The organism is Hymenobacter sp. UYAg731 (genome assembly GCF_054061335.1).
On the sequence record NZ_JBSSEC010000006.1, the window covers coordinates 1 to 22,200 of the forward strand.

The following is a 22,200-nucleotide window of genomic DNA, read 5'->3' on the forward strand; positions in this document are numbered from 1 at the left end:
CCATAGTTGGCCGTGAGCAGGTCGAGGTCGCCGTCGCCGTCTACGTCGCCCACGGCTACACTCGTCGGGTTGGTACCTACGCCCGGGTTGGAGCCGCCGCTGAATACGCCCGCCCCATTGTTGAGGCGTACACTTACCGTGCCGATGCCGTTGGCTGTGAGCAGGTCCAGGTCGCCGTCGCCGTCCACGTCGCCCACCGCCACGCTTTGCGGGCGGCTGTCCACGCCGGGGTCGGAGCCGCCGCTGAATACGCCCGCCCCGTTATTGAGGCGCACGCTCACCGTGCCAGTAGTGCCATAGTTGGCCGTGAGCAGGTCGAGGTCGCCGTCGCCGTCTACGTCGCCCACGGCTACACTCGTCGGGTTGGTACCTACGCCCGGGTTGGAGCCATTGTTGAACTGGCCTGTCCCATTGTTGAGGCGCACGCTCGCTGTATTGCTGCTATAGTCAGCCGTGACCAGGTCCAAGTCGCCGTCACCGTCCAGGTCGCCCAGTGCCACGCTCGCCGTCGTCGTGCCCACGGCAACGCCGGTGTTGCCGCTGAACACCCCCATTCCGTTGTTCAAACGGATGTTCACCGAGCCGATAAGGTTGGCCGTGAGCAAGTCCAGGTCGCCGTCGCCGTCTATATCGCCCACGACCACGCTCATCGGGCTGACGTTCACATAGGGGTCGGTGCCACCGTCGAAGGTACCAGTAGCGGTGCCGGCGGTAGCGGTAAACTGGTACACATGCGGGGTGGCGGCGGTAGCGCCCGTGCTGGCCACGGTGGCAGGCACGGTCACGAATACCGTTTCACCGGGCTGTAGGTCGGAGGCCGGGTTCACGGTAATGGTGCTGCCACTGGCGGTGGCGTTGCCGCCGCGCACTAGTTGCCCGCCGCGCTGGGCACTAAAAACGCGCACATTGCCCGCCCTGGCCGCATTCACAGACTGATTGAAGGTGATGCCCACGTTAGTCGGGCGCGGGGCGGCTGTGGCGTTTCGTGCCGGGCTAAGCGCCGTAACCGCGAACTGGGCCTGGGCGGCGGCCGTGGCCAGCCAAGGCAGGGCCAGGGCCAGCAACAGGTTCCTAGCAGGGAAGAATTGTCTCATTGGATTAAGAATGTTAAAGCTTACGCAAATTCGCAGTTTGCCAACCCCGGCTGGGTTGTGCCCGATGGGGTTTTGTGCCTGTATTTCAGGTAATTAATGCCAATAAGTCGTCTTGTAGGATACGGCCCATACGGGGCTTGGCGGGTATGGTTTTTTGTAATTCCTATTTTATTAGAAATGAGTGGGACTCTTGGGTTGGTTGAACGAAAGTCTCACTCGTTTCTAATAAAATTAAAGAGTGGCACTCTTCGGTTGGCAAGGAATGGGTTGGGCAAGGGCGTTGAGCCGCAACGCGGCGGTACTTGTCATTGGGCGAGCGGCTTTTCCAAATGATGTAGGTACATTTGCAACCTCCGCCTCCCCGTCGCGGTTGTACCTTTGCAGCTGCCGCTTCGGCGGCGCTTCCCCTTGATTTTAAGCCCCGAAACTATGTCTGCTGTTTCCATTTATGCCGAAGCTTCTCCCAACCCGGAGAGCATGAAGTTCGTCCTCAACCAAAACCTGCTGGTGGATGGCGTGAGCGTAGATTATCCCAACCTCGAAGCCGCCGCCAACTCGCCGCTGGCGCAGGAGCTGTTCGGGTTCGACTACGTGGGCCGCGTGTTCGTCGCCCAGAACTTCGTCACCGTTACCAAATCCCAGCCCGAGCTGGCCTGGACCCAGCTCATCCCCGAGCTGCGCCAGTTCCTGAAAAGCTACGTGGAGGCCGGTGGCCCCATTTTCACCGTGGACCCCGCCGCCGAGCAGAAGGCCGCGCAAGCCGCCACCGCCGGCGACCCCACCCAGCAGGAAGGCCAGATTGCCCAGAAAGTCATCGACCTGCTCGATAACTACGTGCGCCCCGCCGTGGAGCAGGACGGGGGCAACATCACCTTCAAAAGCTACCACGAAGGCATCGTGACCGTGAACCTGCAAGGCTCGTGTTCCGGCTGCCCCTCGGCCACCGTTACCCTGAAATCCGGCATCGAAAACCTGCTCAAGCGCATGGTGCCCGAAGTGCAAAGCGTAGTAGCAGAAGGCATTACGGTGTAGGTTAAGAGTTGCGCGTTAAAAATCAAAAAGGCCCGCTTGAATCGTCAAGCGGGCCTTTTTGATTTTTAACGCGCAACTTTTAACTCATTTTAGCTGCGACTTGACGGTAAAATTCCGCGCCACCGTAAAGCCGAAGTAGATGTCGCCGTTGAAAAAGTCGCCGTTGGTTTGCGGGACGAAGAACTTCTCCGTCATGCCCTGGGCGTTGGTGACGTGCAGCTGAAAGACGTGACCACCGGTTTCGATGTCGATGCCCGCGCCGAGGGCGTTGTAAAAGTGGTCGGCCGCATAGCCGGGCAGCACGTAGAAATAATCGGCGGTGAGGGCCAGGCGTTTGGTGAGCTTCTGGCGCAGGCCCGCGCCGAGGGAATACACGTCGTTCTGCATCCCGGCCAGGGCTACGTAATTTCGGTGGATAAGCGTGGGCATGAGCTGTACCGACAGGCCCGGACTGACCTTGCGGGCAATGAGCACCTGATAGGCGTAGTCGAGGCGCGAGGCCGTAGTGCGCTCCGTGGGCAGGGTGCCGAATTTGAGCGTGGTGATGGCGGCTGACGCAAACAGCGTGACCGAAACCGGCACGGGCCGCGCCCCGGTGGTTTGCTGCAAGGCCTTGTATTTCAGGAATCCATCGAAGGTCTTTTCGATGTTGGTACGACCGATTCCCACGGCCAGCCGGTTGGTCAGGCCGTACTCAAAGCTGAGGCGCAGCACGGCCTGGTCGAGGCCAAAAAAGTTGTAGGCCCCGCTGTTGAGGGTGCCGAAACGGTGTTGGATGAGGAAGGCTAGCGTGCCCTGGCCCGGCGTCTCCACCGACTGCGAGTTGATGATGTGCGTGCCCTTGAACGTGGCGGTTACCACCTCGCGCCGGGTCGAGTCGGTGGTCTGCTTTTCGAGGTCTTGCAGCAGGTCCGTCTGGGCGCGGGCGGGGCTGGCCAGCGCCAGCAGCCCGGCCAGCAGCAGGCCCATAAAGCCGCGTGAAGCGTAAATATTTTGGGTCATAATGAAAGCAGGAAAGAAAATAACGTAGTGAATTACAGGCTAACGCGGTGCGGAAGTAGCTCCCACGGCACCCGCCACGGGCGCGCAGGTGAGGGCCACGCGCACGGTCACAACCTTGGCAATGTTGCTGCGCACCAGCAGGGGAATTTCGATGTCGTAGTCGGCCGAGGCCACCGGGAACGTGGCGGCGGCCAGCAGCTGGCCATTTTTCAGCTCCACGGTGGCGGGCAGCTTAATATGGTGCGTTACGCCGTGCAGGGTCAGGTCGCCCTCCACGGGCACGTTGTGCGGACCGGCCGTGGTCAGCGTCGCGGCATCAAATTCCACAAAATGCCCCGTGAAAGTGGCCTTGGGGAATTTGTCCGACTCCAGATAGGTCTCATTGAAGTGCTCCTGCATGAGGGTGCGCTTGAACACGAAGCTTTTGATGGGGATGGAAAAAGCCAACTGGCCGGTCCCAAAATCGAGAATGGCCGCCGTTTGCTGGGTTTTGGCCTCAATGTCCTCAATCGGGGTGGCCGAAAAAAACGACACCTGCCCCGTTTTGGTCATGTACTTGCTCTGCGCCCGTGCTCCTCCGAGCGCGGCAAACAACAGCCAGGCCGTTAGCAGAAAAAAAGAGCGTTTCATAGTAGAAAGGGGGGTTATTGAGGCTTGCCCTTAGCGTACCACGCTTCGAGGCGGGCAATGTCGCAGTCCGAAAGTCTGGGGGCGTCTTTGGGCATGGGGTCATAGCCGGCGGTGTGCTTGATGGAGCCCATCAGTGAAGCCTGCGGGTAGTTGCTGATGGCCGCGTAGCTTCCGAAATCATTGCCGCTGCCCAGTGTAGCCGCTACGGCCGTGGCGTGGCAGCGGCGGCAGTTGGCCTCGAAAATGGGGGAAATTACCCCGGCATAAGTGATGTTTTCGGTGGCTATATCACACGCCGGAGCCGGGTCGCCGTGTGCGTAGGAGCAGCCGGCCGCCAGGGCCAGCAGTGCCGTGGCCGCGCCTGCCAGCGCTGGCCGTAGCCAAGCAGAAAATGAACTGATATCGGACATAGAAATTGTCGGGAGATTGATAACGAAGATGAGCAAGATGAGCAAGAGGGGGCGCTGGAACGGCGCGTTGGCCGGTACTTGGGCGTAGCATGATGCTCAAAAGCCGTACTTGACCCCCAAAAATACTCCGGCGCTGGTGAGCTGGATTTTGCCGGCGCCTACGCCAGCCAGGGGGAGTTTCAGGTACGGCTCGGCTTGCAGGCTCCAATGGGCGCTGAGGGTGCGCTCGTAGCCGGCCGCCAGGTTCAGGATGCTGAGGTAGTGGCGGTTGGCATTCACGAAATCGCCCTGCCAGTAGCCGGCGCGGTAGTTTTCGGTGTAGGCGTAGGAGTATTGTTCGCGTTGCATAAAAAAGGAGGACAGGCCGGCGCTGCCGTAGAGTCGGTACCGGGGCCGCGTCAGCAAGTCGTAGCGCAGGTTCAGGGGCACGTCGAGTACGGTGCAGCTACCGTCCACATCATCAAAGTAGCGGTGCACAATGTTTGGGGCATAGGCACCGAAATCGTAGTCGGCGCGCCGGGCCACGTACTGTTTGGTGGCGCGCAGCAGGCCGGTATTCACGCGCAGGCGGCGGCTGAGGCGGTATTCCAGCACCAGTCCCACGTTGGCCATGGGTTTCTCGATGCTGGCAAATTTCACCGTGCTCACATCGGGCGCGCCCACCAGGGCCACGTAGAAGCGTGGCTCATGGGCTGGTGTAGCCACCTCGGCCTGGGGCAGCGTCTCGGCCAGGGCCACCGTGGCCAGCGGCATTGGCAGCGGAACCGGCTCCGCAGCCGGGGCCGGCACCGCAGCCGGGGCCAGCGGGACAAAGCCAGCAGCGGTGAGAATAGCTTCCGCACTGGTGGGAGGCGTGGCGGAACCATCCGTAGCGGTGGTGGTAACGCTTGCCATCCGGGCATTCCAGGGGTGAGTGGCAACCGGGTTGCGGGTGTGCGCCGCCCCTGCGTAGCCCGCGCCCGGCGCAACGCTATGCAGGCGGCTGGTCCTGGATTTTGGGCGTTTGCTGGTTTCTGAATAGGTTTTAGCAACACGCTCACTTGGTGTGGTAACCGTTGCGTACCGGTTGGTGGCCGCCGCGCCTTCGCTAAACCGGCGCACCGCTTTGCCCGTCTCGGTGGCCGCCACCAAACCATTTGCAATACCCTGCTGACGAACGGCGGCTTCGGTGTTCGCGTCTCTGGTTCGGCGATGTGAGGCAAGCGCCGGAGTGGGCGTTACCGTAAATGGATGCGCTATGGTTGGGTGGGGAATTGCCGATGCTTTGCTAGCGGCGGCGGCAGGGGTTGGTGAAGCGGCTGAGGAAGCTTGGGATGGGCGGGTAGCGGCTGCCGGAGCTGCTGATGCCGGCGCAGCGGTTAGCGGAGTGTCTGAAGCAGCGGCGCGGGGGGTATTGGCAGCTGTTGGAGCCGGGCGGCGAGCTGTTGCCGTGGTCTGGTGCCCGGCCGCCGGGGCGGCGGCAATTGCTGAAACTGCCGGCCGCCCGGCCAGCGTGGCGGTTGCCATAATCGGGGCTGGGGCCGTGGGTCGGAGCACCAGCCAGCCCAGCCCAATCAGCAGCACCACGGCTACTTCGGCCGCAAAAAACTGCCATAATCTCCGCCGCACGGCGCGCTCAATCACGGCCTTGTCCAACTGGTTTTCCAGCCGCAGCCAGGCATCCAGGGGGAAAGGCGTCGGTTCCGGCTCCGGCGGGTTTAGCCGTTGGAACGCCTTATCTATATCGTTATCGGACCACATATCGAACAGCTGAGGAAGTAGTAAGCGGGGCCAGCATGGCCCGCAAATGGGCACGGGCTTTAAATAAATTAGATTTGGAAGTACCCACGGAGATATGTAGCTGTCTGGCAATTTCCTCGTGCCCAAAGCCATCAATTACGTTCAGGTTGAACACCGCCCGGTAGGCGGGCGGCAGGCGCTGCACCAGGGCCAGCAGCTCGTCGTAGCTCAGTGCATCGAGGGGCGTGGCACTCTGGTCGGCTTGGTTCAGGGTGGCGTCGTCGAGCTCCTGCTGGTGCTGGTGGCGCTCGTTGGCGCGGTAGTGGTCGATGGCCGTGTGAATCATGATGCGCTTGAGCCAGCCCCGGAACGACCCCGGCACATCGTCGGGGTGGCGGGCCGCATCGAAGCGATACAGGTCGCGGAATACTTTCACGAAGCCGTCGTTGGCTGCCTCCAGGGCCTGGTCACGGTCGTGGGCGTAGCGCAGGCAAATGCCCATCGCAAAGCCGTGGAACTGGCCATAGAGCCGGCGCTGGGCCACCCGCTCCTGCCGTACGCAGGCTGCCAGCAGCTCAGGCAGCGCCAGTGGGGCAGAATCGGATGGGGAGATGTGCAGCATAGCGCGGCGTTGGACAGGCTTCTTAACTGACCACTCGGAAGGTAAGCAAATTAGGTTGCCTGTGTCTGAACCGCAGATTAAGTGGATTAATGGATGGAACTAATTCGAGCGTATTCTTGCGCTCTTGCAGCAGCCGGATATAAAAAAAGGCCGCCCAGTGGACGACCTTTTTTGTAGTAGTGTAAATTCAAAACGGCTGAATCAGTTCCATCCGTTAAATCCACTTAATCTGCGGTTCAGACATTACACCGTGGCCGTGCTCAGTTTGGGCGCGTCGCCGGGCAGGCCGGTTACGTCCTCGCCGGCAGCCTTGCGCTCCCGCTCCTCTTTCTTGCCGTAGGTGTCGAGGATAATCGGGGTGGCGATGAACAGCGACGAGTACGTGCCGAAAATCACGCCGATAATCATGGCGAAGGAGAACGAGCGGAGGGTTTCGCCGCCGAAGATGTACATCACCAGCACCACCAGAAACACGGTGGTGAACGTAATCATCGTGCGGGAGAAGGTCGAGTTCAGGGCCGGGTTCACCACCTGGGCGAACGTCAGCTTGGGGTTCTCGCGCAGGTACTCGCGGATACGGTCGTAGATAACCACCGTGTCGTTCATCGAGAAGCCGATAACCGTGAGCAGCGCGGCCACGAAAATCTGGTCCATCTCGTAGTTCGCGCCGAAGAGGCGGGCAATCGGGAAGGCGGCAATCACGAGCAGGGCATCGTGAAACAGCGCTATTACGGCGGCCATCGAGTACTGCCAGCGCTCGAAGCGGAACAGCACGTAGATGAATATGCCCAGCAGCGTGAGGCCCAGCGAGAGCACCGAGGTGCGCTTGATGTCGTCGGCAATGGTCGCGCCCACTTTCGAGGTCGATTTGATAACCGGGGCATCGGCGCTGTAGGCTTGCAGGCCCTGGTTGAGGGAAGCCACTACTTTGGCATCGGCGGCGGCGCTCTCGTCCTCGGCCAGGTAGCCGGTGGTGATGCGCAGGCGGTCGGGCGCGCCGTATTGCTTCACTTCAAGGCCGGCATTCTGGAACGCGGGGCGGATTTTATCGGCCACGTCGGAAGCCACCATCGTTTTGTTGAAGTCCACTACGTAAGCACGGCCGCCTTTGAAGTCCACGCCCAGGTTCGGGCCGCCCTGCACGTACATTAGCCCGAAGCCGATGAGGATGAAGATGGTCGAGAAAGCATAGGCGATTTTACGCTTGCCCACGATGTCGAAGTTCAGGTTCTTGAACAGGTTGCGCGAAATCGAGGTGCTGAAGGTCATCGGGTGGTTCTCGTTGCCCTTCACCATCCACTCGATGATGAGGCGCGACACGAACACGGCCGACAGGAACGAGGTGAGCACGCCAATGCCGAGCGTGATGGCGAAGCTTTGCACCGGGCCCGTGCCGAAGAAGCCGAGAATCACGGCAATCAGCATGGTGGTCACGTTCGAGTCGAAAATAGCCGAGAAAGCGCGCGAGTAGCCTTTGTTAATGGCATCGGTGAGGCCGAGGCCGTGGTCCAGCTCCTCTCGGATTCGCTCGAAAATCAGTACGTTGGCATCTACCGAGGTACCCATCACCAGAATCAGACCGGCGATGCCGGGCAGCGTGAGCGCCGTGCCGAACTGCGCCAGTACGCCCAGAATCAGGAAGATGTTGAAGAGCAGCGCGATGTCGGCCACAATACCAGCGCGGCCATAGTAGAAGGCCATAAACAGCATGATAATCACTACGCCGGCCAGCGACGAGTACAGGCCCTGGTTGATGGCCTCACGGCCGAGCGACGGGCCTACTACGGCCTCTTCCACGATGCGCGTGGGGGCGGGCAGCTTGCCGGCTTTCAGGCTGTTGGCCAGGTCTTGGGTTTCCTCAATCTGGAAATCACCCGTGATGCTGGTACCGCCACCTGTAATTTCGCTCTGCACCACCGGGGCCGAAATGACATAGTCATCAAGTACCATGGCCACTTGCTTGCCGATGTTGGCAGCGGTCATCTTGGCCCACTTACGTGAGCCGGCAGGGGTCATGGTCATCAACACTTCGGGCTGGCCGTTCGGGCCAAGGTCGGAGCGGGCATCGCTCACTACTTCGCCGGCCAGGGCCGGTACACCGTCGCGGGTTTTGCGCACCGGAACCAGTTCCAGGTACTCCTGCTTGTCGATGGTCTTTGGTTTGCCAAGCCAGAGCAGGGCCAGGGTGGGGGGCAGCGTAGCTTTGGCTTCGGCCGAGTTCAGGATTTTGTTCATGGCCGAGGTGTCGCGCAGGTTCACGCCCAGGCGGCCGGGCATGGTGAAGAGCTTGGCGAGGGCCCCGACTTTGTTGGCCGCGGCCGACGAGTCGGCGGCACCACCGGCTTTCTTGGCCAGCTGCTTGGCCAGCGAGGTGGCGGAGTCGCCGGCGGCGGCGGTCGCAGTGGTGTCAGCCATGTTGATGGCGGCGGCGGGGCCGGCTTTGGCGGCGGCGTCTCGGGCTTGCAGCTGCTTGTCGAGGGCTACCAGGTAGGGGCCTACTTCGTTCTGGTTCCACACTTCCCAGAACTCCAGCTTGGCCTGGCCTTGCAGCAGTTTGCGCACGCGGTCGGGGTTGTCCACGCCGGGCAGCTCAATTTGCAGGCGGCCGGTGCCCTTCACGCGCTGAATGCTGGGCTGGTTCACGCCGAACTTATCCACGCGGGTGCGCAGGATGTTGAACGAGCGGTCGATAGCTTCTTCTTCTTCCTTGTTGATGGCGGCAATCACCTTCTCATTCGAGGATTTGATGTCGATGTTGCGGCTTTTGTTCGTGGTATTGGCGAAGATGGCGGCCAGCGGGCGGCCGGCGGCGTTCTGCTGCCAGGCTTGGGCAAATAAGGCCGTGAACGGCGTGCCGGAGTTGGTTTTCTGGGCTTCCTGCGCATCGGCCAGCGACTTATTGAAGGCCGGGTCCTTGCTGTTGCCGCTCATGGCGCGCACAATTTCCACCGGCGAAACTTCCAGCGTAACGTGCATGCCGCCTTTCAAATCGAGGCCGAGGCCGAGCTCGCTCTGGCGCACCTCGCGGTAGGTGAAGGGGCCGAACACCGGCGCACGCCACACCGAGTCGAGGTAGTGCTGGCGCTGGCCTTCGTTGAGCTTGCCGTTCTGGGTGGCGTAGGCCACGGCCTTCTCCTGCACCCCGCGCGAGACGTAGGTGAAGAAGAGGAAGTACGCGCACAACGCCGTGACGACGAGGGTAAGCGCGATGATTAATCCTTTGTTACGCATTTGATTCAATTAACAATTAGCAATTAAAAATTAAGAATTGGGGGCTGAGAAACGAGGAATCGAGAATGAAAAACTGGCAGACACCAATTCTTAATTCTTAATTCTCAATTCTTAATTCAAAAACTAGGGAGCCTGCGGCGACAGGACCACGGCCAGCAGCCGCGCCCGGAAAATCTCGCCGGCCCGCACGCCCGCCAGGGGGAGCGGCACGGCCATAGCGCGGCGCAGGGCCGGCAGCCAGGCGCTGCCCAGCGTGGGCAACGGCAGCCAGGCATGGGCCGGCGGGGCCACGAAATGCTTGGGCGTGCCCGTGGCTTCAAACTGCACCTTTTGTTTCACTACCGTGGCCTTGGGCGGGGCGGCGAGGCGGGTTTCGCCCGTGCCCTGGGGCAGGCGCAGCACGCTCACGGCCCGCTGGTTCAGGCCCAGCACCAGCAGCACCGTGGCGGCAAGCCAGGCGAAGCGGAGCGAAAACCAAAAACGAGCAATCAGTTGGGACATGGCGGCAAACGGGGTCTGCAAAGATACCACTTTGCCGGAAAAGCCAGCAAGTGCTTCTTTAACCCCATTTGAATTCCGTAAAACCCACTACTTCAGCGCCTCAAATGAATACTGCGCGTCGGCCCAGAACGCATCCAGGGCCATAAGCCGGGGCTTAAAGAACGAAATCAGCGCCGGCCAGTCGTCGCGGCTGAACAGGTTCACGCCGGGCAGGTCGTGGTAGATGCGGCTCAGCGGCTGGCCCTGGGCATCGGTGGCGTCGGGAGCCCAGCTCCAGGTTTCGCCCAGCGTTTCGTGCAGCAGCGTGCGCAGCTCCAGAAACTGCTCCCAGAACAGCTCGCGGATGCCCGCGTCCGGATGCGTGAGCTCGATGGCGATGCTGGCCCGGCGGTTGTCGGCCTGCATCCGGAAATACACGTTCTTGACGCCCGTCTTATAGTTTATCCAATTGGTGGTGTCGCCCTCGGCCGACGGCACCGGGGCCATGTATTGCCCAAAAGCCGTCCAGAACGCCTGGCGCAATCGGGTTATCTCTGCTTTGCTATACATTAGGGGAGGTAAGAGTTAAGAGCTAGAAGTTAAGAGTTGCCAGGAAGTGTGCTTAAGTCAACTCCTAACTCTCAACTCTTAACTTTTAACTCATAAAGGTGTGGCCCACCAGCCAGCCTCGTTGTTCTGGATGGCCACGCCGCCGGCGTTGTGGTAATATTCTTCCACGCACTCCCGGAAGCCGGGGTTGTAGGTGCTGGCAAAGCACACGGCGTGGTCGGCGATGGGCAACGGGCCGGTATGCACGGCAAACACGCTGCCGCGCTCGGCCTTGGTGATGATGAGGTAAGTCGTATCGCTCAGCTTGCTGGTCGACGCTTCAAAAGCCTGGTCGTATTCCTTGTCGGGCGTCACGGCCACGCGCAAGGCCGCGTTTCCCGCCGGGTGTTGCAGCACGCCGGACTGGCCATTTTTGTCACAGCTGGTCATTACTGCCAATCCCGCCACCGCCAGCACTGTTAAGTAAAAAGAACCTTTCATCGTCGTAAGAATAGCGTGTAAAAAAGAGTTATACGGAGCAATTCATCCTGGGGCCAACCCCGTGCGGGGCAACCGCAAAGATGAATTTCGGTCCAATATAATCTATTTTAACTGCTACTTTGATGAATCCGGCAAAAACATTCGGCCGGATTAGCCGGTCACGCTACGCAAATGGGACCTTCCAAAGCCGTTTAGCCGTTCGCGAAGGTCTTATTCTTCGGCGTTCACCTTCGTGCGTAGATACCCCACCAGCACCTCCAGCCCACGCTCGAAATGGCGGTTGTTGGGAATTACGATATCGGCGTAGTGCTTGTAGGGGGCGATGAACTGCTCGTAGGTGGGCGCTACGTGGTGGGTGTAGCGGTAGAGCACGTCGGCCAGGTCGTAGCCCCGCTCGTCGCGGTCGCGGATGATGCGGCGGTGTAGCTTCACATGCTCCTGGGCATCGATGTACACTTTCAGGTTGAGCAGCTTAGCAATCTCCTCGAAGTGAAACACGAAAATGCCCTCCACCACCACAATGGGCGCGGGCCGGAACACTAGCTCCTTGGGGGTCACGGTGGCATTATTGAAGGTGTATTCCTTGCGGCGCACCTCGTGGCCCTGGCTGATGCTTAGCACGTCGGCGGCATAGGCCGCGGCATCAATACTGGCGGGCAGGTCGAAGTTTTCCACCCCCATATCGTCACGCAACTGTTTTTCGCGCGGGTGATAATAGTTGTCCTGCGAGATGAGGCAAATCTGTTCCTCTGGGAAGGCTTCCAGTAGCCGGCGCAGGAAGGTGGTTTTGCCAGAAGCGCTGCCGCCGGTAATGCCAATTAAGTAGGGGGTCTGCATAGCAGGCAAAGGTAGTTTGGGGACAGGGAATATGGGGTAGGGGAGCTGGGAGAACGTCGTGCAGAGCGCAGCGAAGCATCTTGTCCGCCACCACTAATCCTGTCTATTGAATTACTCACTGCGGGCAAGATACTTCGCTGCGCTCTGCATGACGTTCTTTTTGTCCTATACCTTATTCTCCTGCGTTCAAGAAAGCCACCAGCCCGGCCACGGCCCGCGCCCGGTGGCTGATGCGGTTTTTTTCGGTCCCGCTCATTTCGGCAAACGTGCGGCCGTCCCCCTCGGTGGGCGCGAACACGGGGTCGTAGCCGAAGCCGCCGGTACCTCGCTGGTCCTCCATAATATGGCCGGCCACTTCGCCCGCAAACGCGTGCATGGTACCATCGGCCCCGGCCAGGGCCACCACCGTGCGAAAGCGGGCCGAGCGGTCGGGCTGGCCGGCCAGCTCTTGCAGCAGCTTGGCCACGTTGTCTTCGGCCAGGCGCTGGGGGCCGGCGTAGCGGGCCGAGTACACGCCGGGCGCACCATGCAGGGCGCTTACTTCCAGGCCGGTATCATCGGCGAAACAGGCCATGCCGTAGTGTTGGCGCACGTATTCGGCTTTCTGGCGGGCGTTGCCTTCCAGGGTATCCTGGGTTTCGGGCAGCTCTTCGTGGCAGCCGATTTCGGCTAGGCTCAGCAGTTCCAGGCTGGCCGGCAGCAGCGGTCGAATTTCATCGAGCTTGTGGGCATTGTTGGAAGCGAAGCAGAGGCGGGTTGGAATAGGCATTATGAGGGGGTTTTTTAAAAAAGAACGTCATGCCGAGCGCAGCCGAAGCATCTCTCCCGCAATACTAAACCTAACTTAGTTGCGCGGTAGAGATGCTTCGGCTGCGCTCAGCATGACGTTCTGCTGATATTTTGTCGCTACCGGAACATCGACTTGATGGTGCCCCAGGAGCGTTGCACGGCGCTGGGCGTGCCGGCCAGCACGGTGAGGTAGCTCTGGTCGGTGCCGGAGCCGCGCACGGTGAGGCGGTAGGTGTAAGGCCCGTTGCCGGCCGAGGGTGCGGGGGCGGGCACGGTGCCGCCGGTGGTGCGGTACACGTTGGCGTCGAGGTACTGGTAGTGCCGCATGCCAGTGGCGGCGGTGGTATTTACCACGGTGTAGCTGGCTTCGGTGGCTCCCTTGCGGGCCAGCTCGAAGCCGGTAACGTCGGTTTCGGAATTTACTTCCCAGTCAACCCGCACGATGGTACCCGAGTAAGCCGCCGTGAATACCGTGAGCGTGGCCGCGTACACCACGGCCACGCTCCACAGCACCAGTAGCAGGGCTACGGGGCCGGAACGGCGCAACAGACGGCGAACGAGTACAGCTTTCAGCACGCGCAACGGGCCGGCCCCGAGTGTGGGCCGAATTCAAATGTACAACCTTTTAAGAAAGCCAACAAGCTCAGTCGCACGGGGTGGCGGGCCTCGCTGTGGCGAAAATATTAGACCCGGAGTTGGGTATTTCCGAGCTAAGCCGTACTTTTGCAGTCCCTTCCGCAAAATCGGCAGGGTTCAACCGGTAAAACCGACCTCTCGATATGAAAAAGGACACCCACCCCGAGTACCAGGAAGTCGTATTCCAGGACTCTTCTTCGGACTTTAAGTTCATCACGCGCTCCACGATGAAGCCGACCGACACCATTGTAATGGAAGACGGCAAAACGTACCCGCTGGTGAAAATCGAAGTAAGCTCCGCTTCGCACCCCTTCTACACCGGCAAAAATATGTTCATCGACACGGCCGGTCGCGTGGAGAAATTCCGCAGCCGCTACGCCAAGAAAGAGCAGAGCAGCGCCAACAAAGAATAGCTTTTATTTGGGCTTTAAGCGTCAAGCGGCAAGCCATAAGCTTTTGATAGAACTCCTGTTGGCGTAAGCTGGCAGGAGTTTTCTTTTGTCATTCTTAGCTCTATCCATTCGTACGTCTGGGTCGGCTGCGAGCTTGTGGCTTGTAGCTTGCGGCCTGAAGCTCTCTGCCATGCACGTTCTCCTTTTCGACGACCCGACCATTCGGCCGCATCTGCTGCCCTTCACGTTCACGCGGCCCGTGGGGGCGCTGCGCTGCGGCATTCTCACCATTGCCGAGAAATGGCAGCGGCACCTGGGGGCACCCACCGTGGGCTACCTCACGCAGCCTTACTTGCAGGCTAAGTTTCCGGTGTGCGCCGATGGCGTGGTGACCGGTCCGGCGCTGGTTATCAACGGGGCCGTGTGCCCCGACGAGGTGTTGGTGCGCCAAGTGCAGGCCTTGCAGCCGGGCCAGGGCCTGTATTGCGACGAACTACTGGTAGCGGCCCATCTGGCGGATGCTTCGCTGGTGGCCGAGCTGGTGCAGGATGGCTTGCGCGAGGAAAAGCAGGTAGTAGAGCCCGTGGCGGTGATTGACCGGCCGTGGCAGCTGTTTTTGCGCAACGGCGTGGAAATCCGCCGCGATTTCGCGCTCCTCACCAAAGGCCGCACCTCGCAGCCGGTGAACGACGCGCATACTATCGTGTACGGGGCCGAAAACATCTTCATTGAAGAGGGGGTGAAAATTCGCGCCGCGATTCTCAACGCCGAGGACGGACCGATTTACCTGGGCAAGAACTCGCAGGTGCATGAAGGGGCAATTATAAAAGGCCCGCTGGCGCTGTGCGAGGGTTCGCATATCAACGCCGGGGCCAAAATGCGTGGCGACAACACCGTGGGGCCGTTCTCGAAAGTGGGCGGCGAAGTGGGCAACAGCATCCTGCTGGGCTACAGCAACAAGGGCCACGACGGTTACCTCGGCAACTCCGTCATCGGCGAGTGGTGCAACTTGGGGGCCGATACCAATACCTCGAACCTCAAAAACAACTACGCGCCCGTCAAAATCTGGAGCCACGCCGCCAAGCGCTTCGTGGACACCGGCCAAACCTTCTGTGGCTTGATGATGGGCGACCACAGCAAATGCGGCATCAACACCATGTTCAACACCGGCACTGTCGTGGGCGTGGGGGCCAATATCTTCGGAGCCGGCTTTCCACGCACCTTCATCCCGAGCTTCAGCTGGGGCGGCGCGGCCGGTTTCGAAACATTCAAGCTGCCCAAGGTGAATGAAGTGGCCGAACGCGTAATGGCCCGCCGCAGCCTGCCGTATGATGCGGTGGAGCAGGGGATTATGCAGGTGGTGTTTGAGGCGACGGAAGAGGACCGGGTTTGGGAGAAAGCTAAAGCATGACCTTCGCCGATATCCCCAACCAAGCCGCCGTCAAGGCCCTGCTGCGCCAATCGGTGCAGCGGCAGCATGTGGCGCACGCCCAACTTTTTCGGGGGCAGGAGGGCGGTGCGGCGCTGGCGCTGGCCCTCGCCTACGCCCAGTTTCTGAACTGCGAAGCCCGTGCTGCCGATGCCGAGGACAGTTGCGGCCACTGTCCGGCCTGCACCAAAACGGCCAAGCTGGCTCACCCCGATTTGAACTTCATCGTGCCCGTGACCACCACCAAATCGGTGGCTAAGGACGCAGTGAGCAGCAAGTTTATGGCCGAGTGGCGGGCCTTTATCCTCGATAATCCCTACCAGGGCCTCAACGACTGGATGCAGCACATCGGGGCCGAAAACAAGCAGGGCAATATCAGCAAAGACGAGGCCGTGCAGATTCTGAAGCTGGTGAGCCTGAAAGCCTTCGAGGCGCGCTTTAAAATCGTGATTCTCTGGCTGCCCGAGCTCATGCATCCCGCCGCCGCCAACGCCGTGCTGAAGCTGCTGGAGGAGCCGCCACCCGCCACCATTTTCCTGCTCGTGTCGCACGCGCCTGAGCAGCTGCTGCCCACCATCATCAGCCGGGTGCAGCCGGTGGTGGTGCGCCCGTTTTCGGAGGACGATATCACCGCCTATCTGCGCGACGAATACCAGGTGCCCGAGGTGAAAGCCCGCCAGGTGGCCCAGTTGGCCGACGGTAGCCTGGGCGCGGCCATTGCCAGCCGCGACGCCAACGCCGACCACGACCATGCTGATTTTTTTATGCGCTGGATGCGCCTCTCATTCAGTCAGAAAGCGGCCGATATTCTCAAACTGGCCGAGGAGTTCCAGAAGCTGGGCCGCGAAAACCAGAAAGAGCTGCTCAGCTTCTCGCTGGGGCTGTTGCGCAAGGTGCTGCTGTTCGGCATCGACCCAAAATTTGTGCCCCACCTGGCTGGCGGGGAGCAGCAGTTCGTGGCTGGTTTCGCCAGATTCGTGACCCCACGTAACGCCGATTTGTTAACCAAAGAGCTGACCGATGCCCACTACCACATCGAGCGCAATGCCAACGCCAAAATGGTGTTCGTGGATAGCTCGCTGCGGCTGGGCGGATTTTTAAAGGCTTGAGTGTTGGATGTTGAGAGTTGAGTTGCGGCCATCGGGCATCGCTTCAGGGCTCTCTAATCAGCATGTATTATTCAACCCCGAACCCTCAAAACGCAACCATTCCAACATGACTATCCGCCTCGCCACCCGCGCCAGCCGCCTCGCCCTCTGGCAGACGGAGCACGTTGCCCACCTGCTGCAAAAGGCCGGTTTCGAAACCGAAATCGTGCCCATGCAGACCACCGGCGACGCTGTGCAGGACCGCAGCCTGGCCAAAATCGGTTCCAAAGGCGTGTTCACCGAAGAGTTGGAAGCCAGCCTGTTGCGCGGCGAGACCCACCTCGCCGTGCATTCGGCCAAGGACGTGCAAAGCAGCATCCCGCGTGAACTGGAGCTGCTGGCCTTCCTAGAGCGCGAAAAAGTGAACGACGTGGTGCTGAGCTTTGATGAGCATTTTGCGCTTGATAAGCCCGGTATCGTGCTGGGCACCAGCAGCACGCGCCGCAAGGCCCAGCTGCGCCGCTTCTACCCCAATGCCACTACCGCCGAAGCCCGCGGCAACCTCCAGACCCGCTTGCGCAAGCTCGAAGAAGGCCAGTTTGATGCGCTGGTGCTGGCCTTCGCCGGCGTGCATCGCATGGGCTACGAGCATCTGGTGCGCCACACGCTGCCGGCCCACCAGTTTGTGCCCGCCACCGGGCAAGGCAGCATCGCCATCGAGTGCGCCGCCGACCTTGACGAGGCCCTGAAAGCCCGCCTCAAAGCTGCCCTTGACCATCCCGCAACCCACACCTGTCTGCTGGCCGAGCGCGCCTTCTTGCACACCATGGAGGGCGGGTGCAGCATCCCATCCTTCGCCTTGGCCACGCTGGAGGGCGGCCGGCTGCGCCTGCACGGCGGCCTCATCAGCCTCAGCGGCGAGGAGTACGTGGAGGAAATCCAGACCGTCGAAACCGCCGAGGAAGCCCGGGCTTTGGGTATATCGGTGGCCGATACCGTGCTGGGGCGCGGCGGGCGCGAAATCCTGGCCAGCATCCGCGAACACCGCGGCTAGCGGCGTTCGCGGATGCGGCCGAAGCGCTTGGCCACAGCTAGCAAATCCACGTATTTTTGGGGCATCAACCCCGTTATTTCAGCTTTCTTCTCTTATGAAATCCTTTCTTTTTTCTTGGGTCGGCACCGTATTTCTGGCTCTGTTGTGGCTGACTTCGCCCACGTTCGCGGCGGATAAGCCAGCCAAGCCCGCCAAGCACAAAAGCAAGGATGAGGTCGTAACCATCACCACGGCGCAGGGCGTTATCCGGCTGGTTCTGTTCGATGACACGCCCTTGCACAAGGCCAATTTTCTGAAGAAAGCCCAGAGCGGGTTCTATAACGGCACCACCTTTCACCGCGTCATCGAAGGCTTTATGGTGCAGGGTGGCGATGCCAATTCCAAGGATGCTGACCCCGGCAACGACGGCCTCGGCCAGCCCAACGAAGGCACCATCCCTGCCGAGCTCACCCCCGGCCACCAGCACAATTACGGCGCTCTAGCCGCCGCCCGCATGGGCGGCCCGGCTGGCACGCCCAGCAGCATTACCCAGTTTTACCTGGTCGAAAACCACGACGGTGCCCACTTTCTCGATGGCCAGTACACCGTCTTCGGCCAGGTAATCCAAGGGCTCGACGTGATTGATAAAATTGCCAAGCTCCCCAAAGACGGCCGCGACCGCCCCCTGGCCGATGCCAAAATGACCATGAAAGTGGAGAAGATGAAGCGCAAGAAAATCACAAAGGACTATGGCTATACCTACCCGTAATCCATCCCATTGGGGTTGTTAATTACTGATTATCAGTAATATTTAGAATCAGGTCATTGGTGCATTACAAAGGCGTGCCGCATGAAAGTCCTTATCACGGGTTCCAATGGCCTGCTTGGCCAGAAGCTGGTGGCTCTGCTGCGGCAGCAGCCTAATGTAGAACTCGTCGCCACGTCCAGGGGCACCAATAAGCTGGCCGGCCACTATCCCGACGTTCGCTTCGTAGCGCTGGACGTGAGCGATGCCGCCCAAGTGCAGCAGGTGTTGGCCCGGGAGCAGCCCACCCACGTCATTCACACCGCCGCCATGACCAACGTGGACGAGTGCGAGCTCAACCGCGAGGCCTGCTGGCAGCACAACGTGACGGCCGTCGAAAACCTGGTGGAAACCTGCGCCCGGCAACTCATCCACCTCACGCACCTCAGCACCGACTTCATTTTTAGTGGCGAAGCCGGCCCGCTCGCTGAAGATGCCGCCCCAGGGCCGGTTAACTTTTACGGCGAGAGCAAGCTGGCCGCCGAGCAGGCCGTGCAGTCCAGTTCCGGTCCGTGGGCCATTGCCCGCACCGTGCTGGTGTACGGCGTGGCCCACGACTACGGCCGCACCAATATCGTGCTTTGGGTGCGCGATTCCCTGCGCGCCGGCAGGCCCATTAAAGTAGTGGCCGACCAGTGGCGCACGCCCACCCTGGCCGAGGACCTGGCCCTGGGCTGCTGGCTGCTGGCCCGGCAGGCTGCCCAGGGCATCTACCACATCAGCGGCGAGGAATTGCTTACGCCCTATGCCATGGCCCTGTGCGTAGCCGAGCATTTTGACCTCGATGCCGGCTTGATTGAGCGGGTCGATGCCAGCACGTTCACGCAGCCCGCCCGCCGGCCCGCCCGCACCGGCTTCCTCATCGACAAGGCCCGGCGCGACCTTGGCTACCGCCCCCACACCTTTGCCGAGGGCATTGCCGTGGTGAGCGCCCAAAGCGAAGCCAGCGCTAGCTAGCGTACTGCATGTAATTGGAGCAACCTGCTTCGGGAATGGACAAAAAAAACCCGCCGGGGCAGACGGCGGGTTAAAACTCAGCAGGGGTAGCCGGTGAGCGGTAGATACTGGATTATGGGTAGCATATTATACCAGATGCGGCAAGGGTAATCAGGAGCTGGAAACCAAAAAGAAGGAAAGGCGGAATAGCAGCGGAAACACAGGCCTACGCCTGGGGCCATACTCCAACCAAAAGCCCTCCTACCAAAACGGCGGTGCGGCCCAGTAGCGCCGCTTCACCCAAGACCCGGGGCACGACCATTCCGTCAGGAGTGACGAAATCGATGCCTACGGAGATGGGACGAGTGGCTTCTTTCGGGGCTTTGGGCCGGCGAGGATTGCTTAATGATGGATAAATGAGCAGGTACATAACGATATAGATAAAACGGTGGTAGAAAAGGAAGCGCTACTAGGGGCGAGTAGCGAGGGTTTTTATCAAAAGCAATACAATGTTACGGCCACTACTCAGCCTGAAAAAGGACATAATGCCCCTGATTGTGACATTAAAAAATCGGCTGGTACGGTATTTTTACCTAATTTATAAACAGTAAAATTACATTTGATAAAAATTAAGCAGTGCGTTCATTGAGTTAATATATTGTATTTCAATAAAATATAAGCATTCAATTGACACAGGAAATAGGTAATTACTCTCGTGGAAGGACAGCATTTGTGACATCCTATCAGCCGTTTTAGCCCAATCTGGAGCATGAAATAGGTGCCCTCATTACCCGCGGGAGCTTAAGTCCTGGATATTGTCGAGCGGCTCAAGGTGCTTAGGCTTAAAATGCTCATAGTGAGCACTAATGAGGGGAATAGTAATAGCCACCAGGCACTGGGCTCATTGCGCACGGTGGCGAGCAGCCGCCCCCAGCTGGCTACCTCCGGGGGCAGGCCAATGCCCAGAAACGACAAAGTGCTTTCCAGCCCCAGCAGGCCCGCCATGCTCAGCGGCAATGCGGTGCGGAGCGGGTGCAGGGCATGGGGCAAGGCGTGCCGAAACCATACTTGCCCCTCCGAAAGGCCGCCCGCCCGCGCAGCCTCTACAAACGGCAGCCGGCGTACCCGCAGCATTTGGGCCCGCACCAAACGAGCCAGTGGGGGCCAAGTAGTAAGCACCAGCACTGCCAGCAGGCCAAGGGCCGAAAGCCCAATGCTGGCCACCACCGCCACCACCACAATCAGGCGCGGGATGGTGTCGAGGGCCGTGGCCGTGCCAATTACCAACGCATTGACCGGCAAGGGCCAGGCCGGGAGCTGGCGCTTTTGTGAATTTGCCAGCCAGGCCAGCACTCCGCCAAAAAGCGCCACTGCCAGTCCCAGCGGGGGCATGGGTAGCTGCAGGCCCCACCACATGCCGCCCGCGCCCACCAGCCAGTAAGGCAGAGGCATCCGGGCCGTGTTTCCCCAAAAGCCGGCGGCAGCCCCGGCCAGGCCCCCAACCAGGGCCGCAAGCAGGGCGGCCGGCAAGGTGAGCAGCAGGGCCGTGCGGGCACCATAAACCAATGTGCTAAGCACATCGCGCCCTTGCGGGTCGGTGCCAAGCCAGTGCCGGGCAGCGCTAAACGGTGGCGTGGCCATGTGAGCCAAATCGGGCGTGCCCGGCGAATAAGGCAGGGGCAGCAGGGGGGCCACGGCCGCCACTAGCACCAGCCAGCCCAGCCAGCCCAGTGCCAGCCGCTGTGGCCAGGTGGGGCGGAAGGAGGTCAGGATTGCCAACGGATGCGGGGGTCGGCCCAGAAGTAGCAGAGGTCGGCGACTAGCAGGGCCAGCAGGCGGACCGCGCCGGTGAGCAGTACGCCGCCAAGCAGCACGGGATAGTCGCGGGCAGCGGAAGCTTCGGCCAGCAGGCGGCCCATGCCGGGCAGCGCAAATACCACCTCCACCACCACGGCCCCGGCCACGAGAGCGGGCAGGAACTCGGCAATCTGGGCGAGGGTGGGGAGCAGGGCGTTGCGCAGGGCGTGGTGCCGGACCACGGCCGTTTCGGACAGGCCCTTGGCGCGGGCCGTGGTGGCGTAGGCCGTGCCCAGCTCCTGCTGCAGGGCCGCGGTGAGCTGAAGCGTGAGCTCGGGCACGGCCGCAATAACCAATGCTGATACCGGCAGAATTAAGTGCAGGAAGCCCTCGGCCAACTGCTGGCCGGTGCTCGCGCTCATGCTCAGGTCATCGCCGAAGCCGTACGCGGGCAGCCAGTCCAGCACGTCGGGGTTGGCAAATACCAGCAGCAGCACCAGGGCCACCACGAAAAGCGGCAGGCCATGCACGGCTACCAGCCCCGTGCGCAATGAGCGCTGCCACCACGGGGCCGTGGCCAGGCGCTGCGCCAGCGCCAGCGCGCCCAGTACCGCAAGTACGGCCGCCGTGCCCGTGAGCGGCAGCGTGAAAGCTAGGGCATGGCGCAAACGTTCGGTTACGCGCTCGCCCGTTCGAAACGAAGTGCCCAAATCGCCGTGCGCCAGTGCCCGCAGCCACTGGTGGTACTGGTTGCGGCGGCCGTGCCAGTGCCAGGGCTGCCCCCCGGCCGCTAAAGCCGGCCCGCGGCTCACGTAAAATACCGGCAAGTCGAGGCCAAAGCGCTGGCGCAAGGCCTGCTGCGCGGCCCGCTGGCTTTCGGGCAGCAGGTTGGTTTGGGAGCCGGTCTGGCTGGCGGCATCGGGCAGGGCCAGGCGTAGAGCGGCGTCGAGGTCGTGGCGGCTCAGCAGGAATACGGCCGAAGCCAAAGCCCAGATTGCCAGAAGGGTGCGGGCCAGCCGCCAGAAGACGAAACGGGCCATGCGCTACGGAGCCGGAGCGGCCTGCGCCGGGCGGGGGATGGGAGTGGCCAGGTAGCTTGGTATGGGGCTGCCCACGTTCAACCCGCTCCGGCGCTTGTTGGCCGCAATGCAGCCAGGGAGAAAAAGCAAGGGTACCATGGGCATTTCC

General features: G+C 61.0%; 23 protein-coding genes. 7 read left to right on the forward strand and 16 right to left on the reverse strand.

All coding sequences use genetic code 11. The annotated features are described in order from the left end of the window. A partial coding sequence (locus ACVWYF_RS18085; protein WP_457070598.1) for an Ig-like domain-containing protein occupies window positions 1–1,094 on the reverse strand: 1,094 nt, incomplete at its 3' end. 429 nt (window positions 1,095–1,523) lie between these two features. On the opposite strand from ACVWYF_RS18085, the gene ACVWYF_RS18090 reads away from it, so the two are divergent. Further along, window positions 1,524–2,126 (forward strand): NifU family protein, encoded by a 603-nt coding sequence (locus ACVWYF_RS18090; protein WP_457070600.1) that lies wholly within the window; start codon window positions 1,524–1,526, stop codon window positions 2,124–2,126. Window positions 2,127–2,210: 84 nt separating this feature from the next. Here ACVWYF_RS18090 and ACVWYF_RS18095 read toward each other — a convergent pair whose 3' ends face one another. The 12 genes from ACVWYF_RS18095 to ACVWYF_RS18150 all read right to left on the reverse strand — a co-directional run bounded on the left by ACVWYF_RS18095 (window position 2,211) and on the right by ACVWYF_RS18150 (window position 13,442). Further along, window positions 2,211–3,128: a DUF5777 family beta-barrel protein gene (locus ACVWYF_RS18095; RefSeq protein ID WP_457070602.1), complete on the reverse strand. Its 918-nt coding sequence runs from the start codon at window positions 3,126–3,128 to the stop codon at window positions 2,211–2,213. 39 nt (window positions 3,129–3,167) lie between these two features. Beyond that, entirely contained in the window at window positions 3,168–3,758 is a 591-nt protein-coding gene (locus ACVWYF_RS18100) for a YceI family protein (RefSeq protein ID WP_457070604.1), read from the reverse strand. A 14-nt stretch (window positions 3,759–3,772) separates the two neighbouring features. Continuing rightward, window positions 3,773–4,168 carry a c-type cytochrome gene (locus ACVWYF_RS18105; protein ID WP_457070606.1) on the reverse strand — a complete coding sequence of 132 codons (396 nt, stop codon included), beginning with the start codon at window positions 4,166–4,168 and terminating at the stop codon, window positions 3,773–3,775. Between the two features lie 96 nt (window positions 4,169–4,264). Beyond that, window positions 4,265–5,908: a hypothetical protein gene (locus tag ACVWYF_RS18110; RefSeq protein WP_457070608.1), complete on the reverse strand. Its 1,644-nt coding sequence runs from the start codon at window positions 5,906–5,908 to the stop codon at window positions 4,265–4,267. After that, window positions 5,895–6,509 carry an RNA polymerase sigma factor gene (locus ACVWYF_RS18115; protein ID WP_457070610.1) on the reverse strand — a complete coding sequence of 205 codons (615 nt, stop codon included), beginning with the start codon at window positions 6,507–6,509 and terminating at the stop codon, window positions 5,895–5,897. The genes ACVWYF_RS18110 and ACVWYF_RS18115 overlap by 14 nt, the downstream gene beginning before the upstream one ends. Window positions 6,510–6,752: 243 nt before the next feature. Further along, window positions 6,753–9,740 carry a protein translocase subunit SecDF gene (gene secDF / locus ACVWYF_RS18120; protein WP_457070612.1) on the reverse strand — a complete coding sequence of 996 codons (2,988 nt, stop codon included), beginning with the start codon at window positions 9,738–9,740 and terminating at the stop codon, window positions 6,753–6,755. Between the two features lie 123 nt (window positions 9,741–9,863). Beyond that, window positions 9,864–10,241: a hypothetical protein gene (locus ACVWYF_RS18125; RefSeq protein WP_457070614.1), complete on the reverse strand. Its 378-nt coding sequence runs from the start codon at window positions 10,239–10,241 to the stop codon at window positions 9,864–9,866. An 87-nt stretch (window positions 10,242–10,328) separates the two neighbouring features. After that, window positions 10,329–10,790, reverse strand: a complete 462-nt coding sequence (locus ACVWYF_RS18130; protein WP_457070616.1) for a DUF4268 domain-containing protein — start codon at window positions 10,788–10,790, stop codon at window positions 10,329–10,331. Between the two features lie 90 nt (window positions 10,791–10,880). Continuing rightward, on the reverse strand, window positions 10,881–11,270 hold the full coding sequence (locus ACVWYF_RS18135) for a hypothetical protein (protein WP_457070618.1): 390 nt from the start codon (window positions 11,268–11,270) through the stop codon (window positions 10,881–10,883). A 210-nt stretch (window positions 11,271–11,480) separates the two neighbouring features. Further along, window positions 11,481–12,107, reverse strand: coding sequence for a uridine kinase family protein (locus tag ACVWYF_RS18140; protein WP_457070620.1), 627 nt, complete (start codon window positions 12,105–12,107; stop codon window positions 11,481–11,483). Between the two features lie 172 nt (window positions 12,108–12,279). Beyond that, window positions 12,280–12,876 (reverse strand): RdgB/HAM1 family non-canonical purine NTP pyrophosphatase, encoded by a 597-nt coding sequence (rdgB, locus tag ACVWYF_RS18145; RefSeq protein WP_457070622.1) that lies wholly within the window; start codon window positions 12,874–12,876, stop codon window positions 12,280–12,282. Between the two features lie 137 nt (window positions 12,877–13,013). After that, a complete protein-coding gene (locus ACVWYF_RS18150; RefSeq protein WP_457070624.1) occupies window positions 13,014–13,442 on the reverse strand; it encodes a hypothetical protein in 429 nt (142 codons plus the stop codon). Window positions 13,443–13,675: 233 nt separating this feature from the next. Here ACVWYF_RS18150 and ACVWYF_RS18155 point away from each other — a divergent pair, with 233 nt between their 5' ends. The 6 genes from ACVWYF_RS18155 to ACVWYF_RS18180 all read left to right on the forward strand — a co-directional run bounded on the left by ACVWYF_RS18155 (window position 13,676) and on the right by ACVWYF_RS18180 (window position 19,236). Beyond that, window positions 13,676–13,945, forward strand: coding sequence for a type B 50S ribosomal protein L31 (locus ACVWYF_RS18155; protein WP_457070626.1), 270 nt, complete (start codon window positions 13,676–13,678; stop codon window positions 13,943–13,945). A gap of 169 nt (window positions 13,946–14,114) precedes the next feature. After that, window positions 14,115–15,335: a GlmU family protein gene (locus ACVWYF_RS18160; RefSeq protein WP_457070628.1), complete on the forward strand. Its 1,221-nt coding sequence runs from the start codon at window positions 14,115–14,117 to the stop codon at window positions 15,333–15,335. Continuing rightward, entirely contained in the window at window positions 15,332–16,462 is a 1,131-nt protein-coding gene (locus tag ACVWYF_RS18165) for a DNA polymerase III subunit (RefSeq protein WP_457070630.1), read from the forward strand. The genes ACVWYF_RS18160 and ACVWYF_RS18165 overlap by 4 nt, the downstream gene beginning before the upstream one ends. Before the next feature lie 106 nt (window positions 16,463–16,568). Next, window positions 16,569–17,495 carry a hydroxymethylbilane synthase gene (hemC, locus tag ACVWYF_RS18170; RefSeq protein WP_457070632.1) on the forward strand — a complete coding sequence of 309 codons (927 nt, stop codon included), beginning with the start codon at window positions 16,569–16,571 and terminating at the stop codon, window positions 17,493–17,495. A 94-nt stretch (window positions 17,496–17,589) separates the two neighbouring features. After that, window positions 17,590–18,243: a peptidylprolyl isomerase gene (locus ACVWYF_RS18175; protein WP_457070634.1), complete on the forward strand. Its 654-nt coding sequence runs from the start codon at window positions 17,590–17,592 to the stop codon at window positions 18,241–18,243. An 81-nt stretch (window positions 18,244–18,324) separates the two neighbouring features. Continuing rightward, window positions 18,325–19,236: an SDR family oxidoreductase gene (locus ACVWYF_RS18180; RefSeq protein WP_457070636.1), complete on the forward strand. Its 912-nt coding sequence runs from the start codon at window positions 18,325–18,327 to the stop codon at window positions 19,234–19,236. A gap of 780 nt (window positions 19,237–20,016) precedes the next feature. Here the strand turns inward: ACVWYF_RS18180 and ACVWYF_RS18185 are convergent. Genes ACVWYF_RS18185 through ACVWYF_RS18195 form a run of 3 tightly spaced genes read right to left on the reverse strand, consistent with a single transcriptional unit; the run spans window position 20,017 to window position 22,181 of the window. Beyond that, window positions 20,017–20,994, reverse strand: coding sequence for an ABC transporter permease (locus tag ACVWYF_RS18185; RefSeq protein WP_457070638.1), 978 nt, complete (start codon window positions 20,992–20,994; stop codon window positions 20,017–20,019). Further along, the gene (locus tag ACVWYF_RS18190) at window positions 20,982–22,052 is read right to left on the reverse strand and encodes an ABC transporter permease (RefSeq protein WP_457070640.1); all 1,071 of its coding nucleotides are present in this window, start codon (window positions 22,050–22,052) and stop codon (window positions 20,982–20,984) included. Before ACVWYF_RS18190 ends, ACVWYF_RS18185 begins: the two co-directional genes overlap by 13 nt. A 3-nt stretch (window positions 22,053–22,055) precedes the next feature. Continuing rightward, on the reverse strand, window positions 22,056–22,181 hold the full coding sequence (locus ACVWYF_RS18195) for a hypothetical protein (RefSeq protein ID WP_457070642.1): 126 nt from the start codon (window positions 22,179–22,181) through the stop codon (window positions 22,056–22,058). Window positions 22,182–22,200 lie beyond the last annotated feature (19 nt).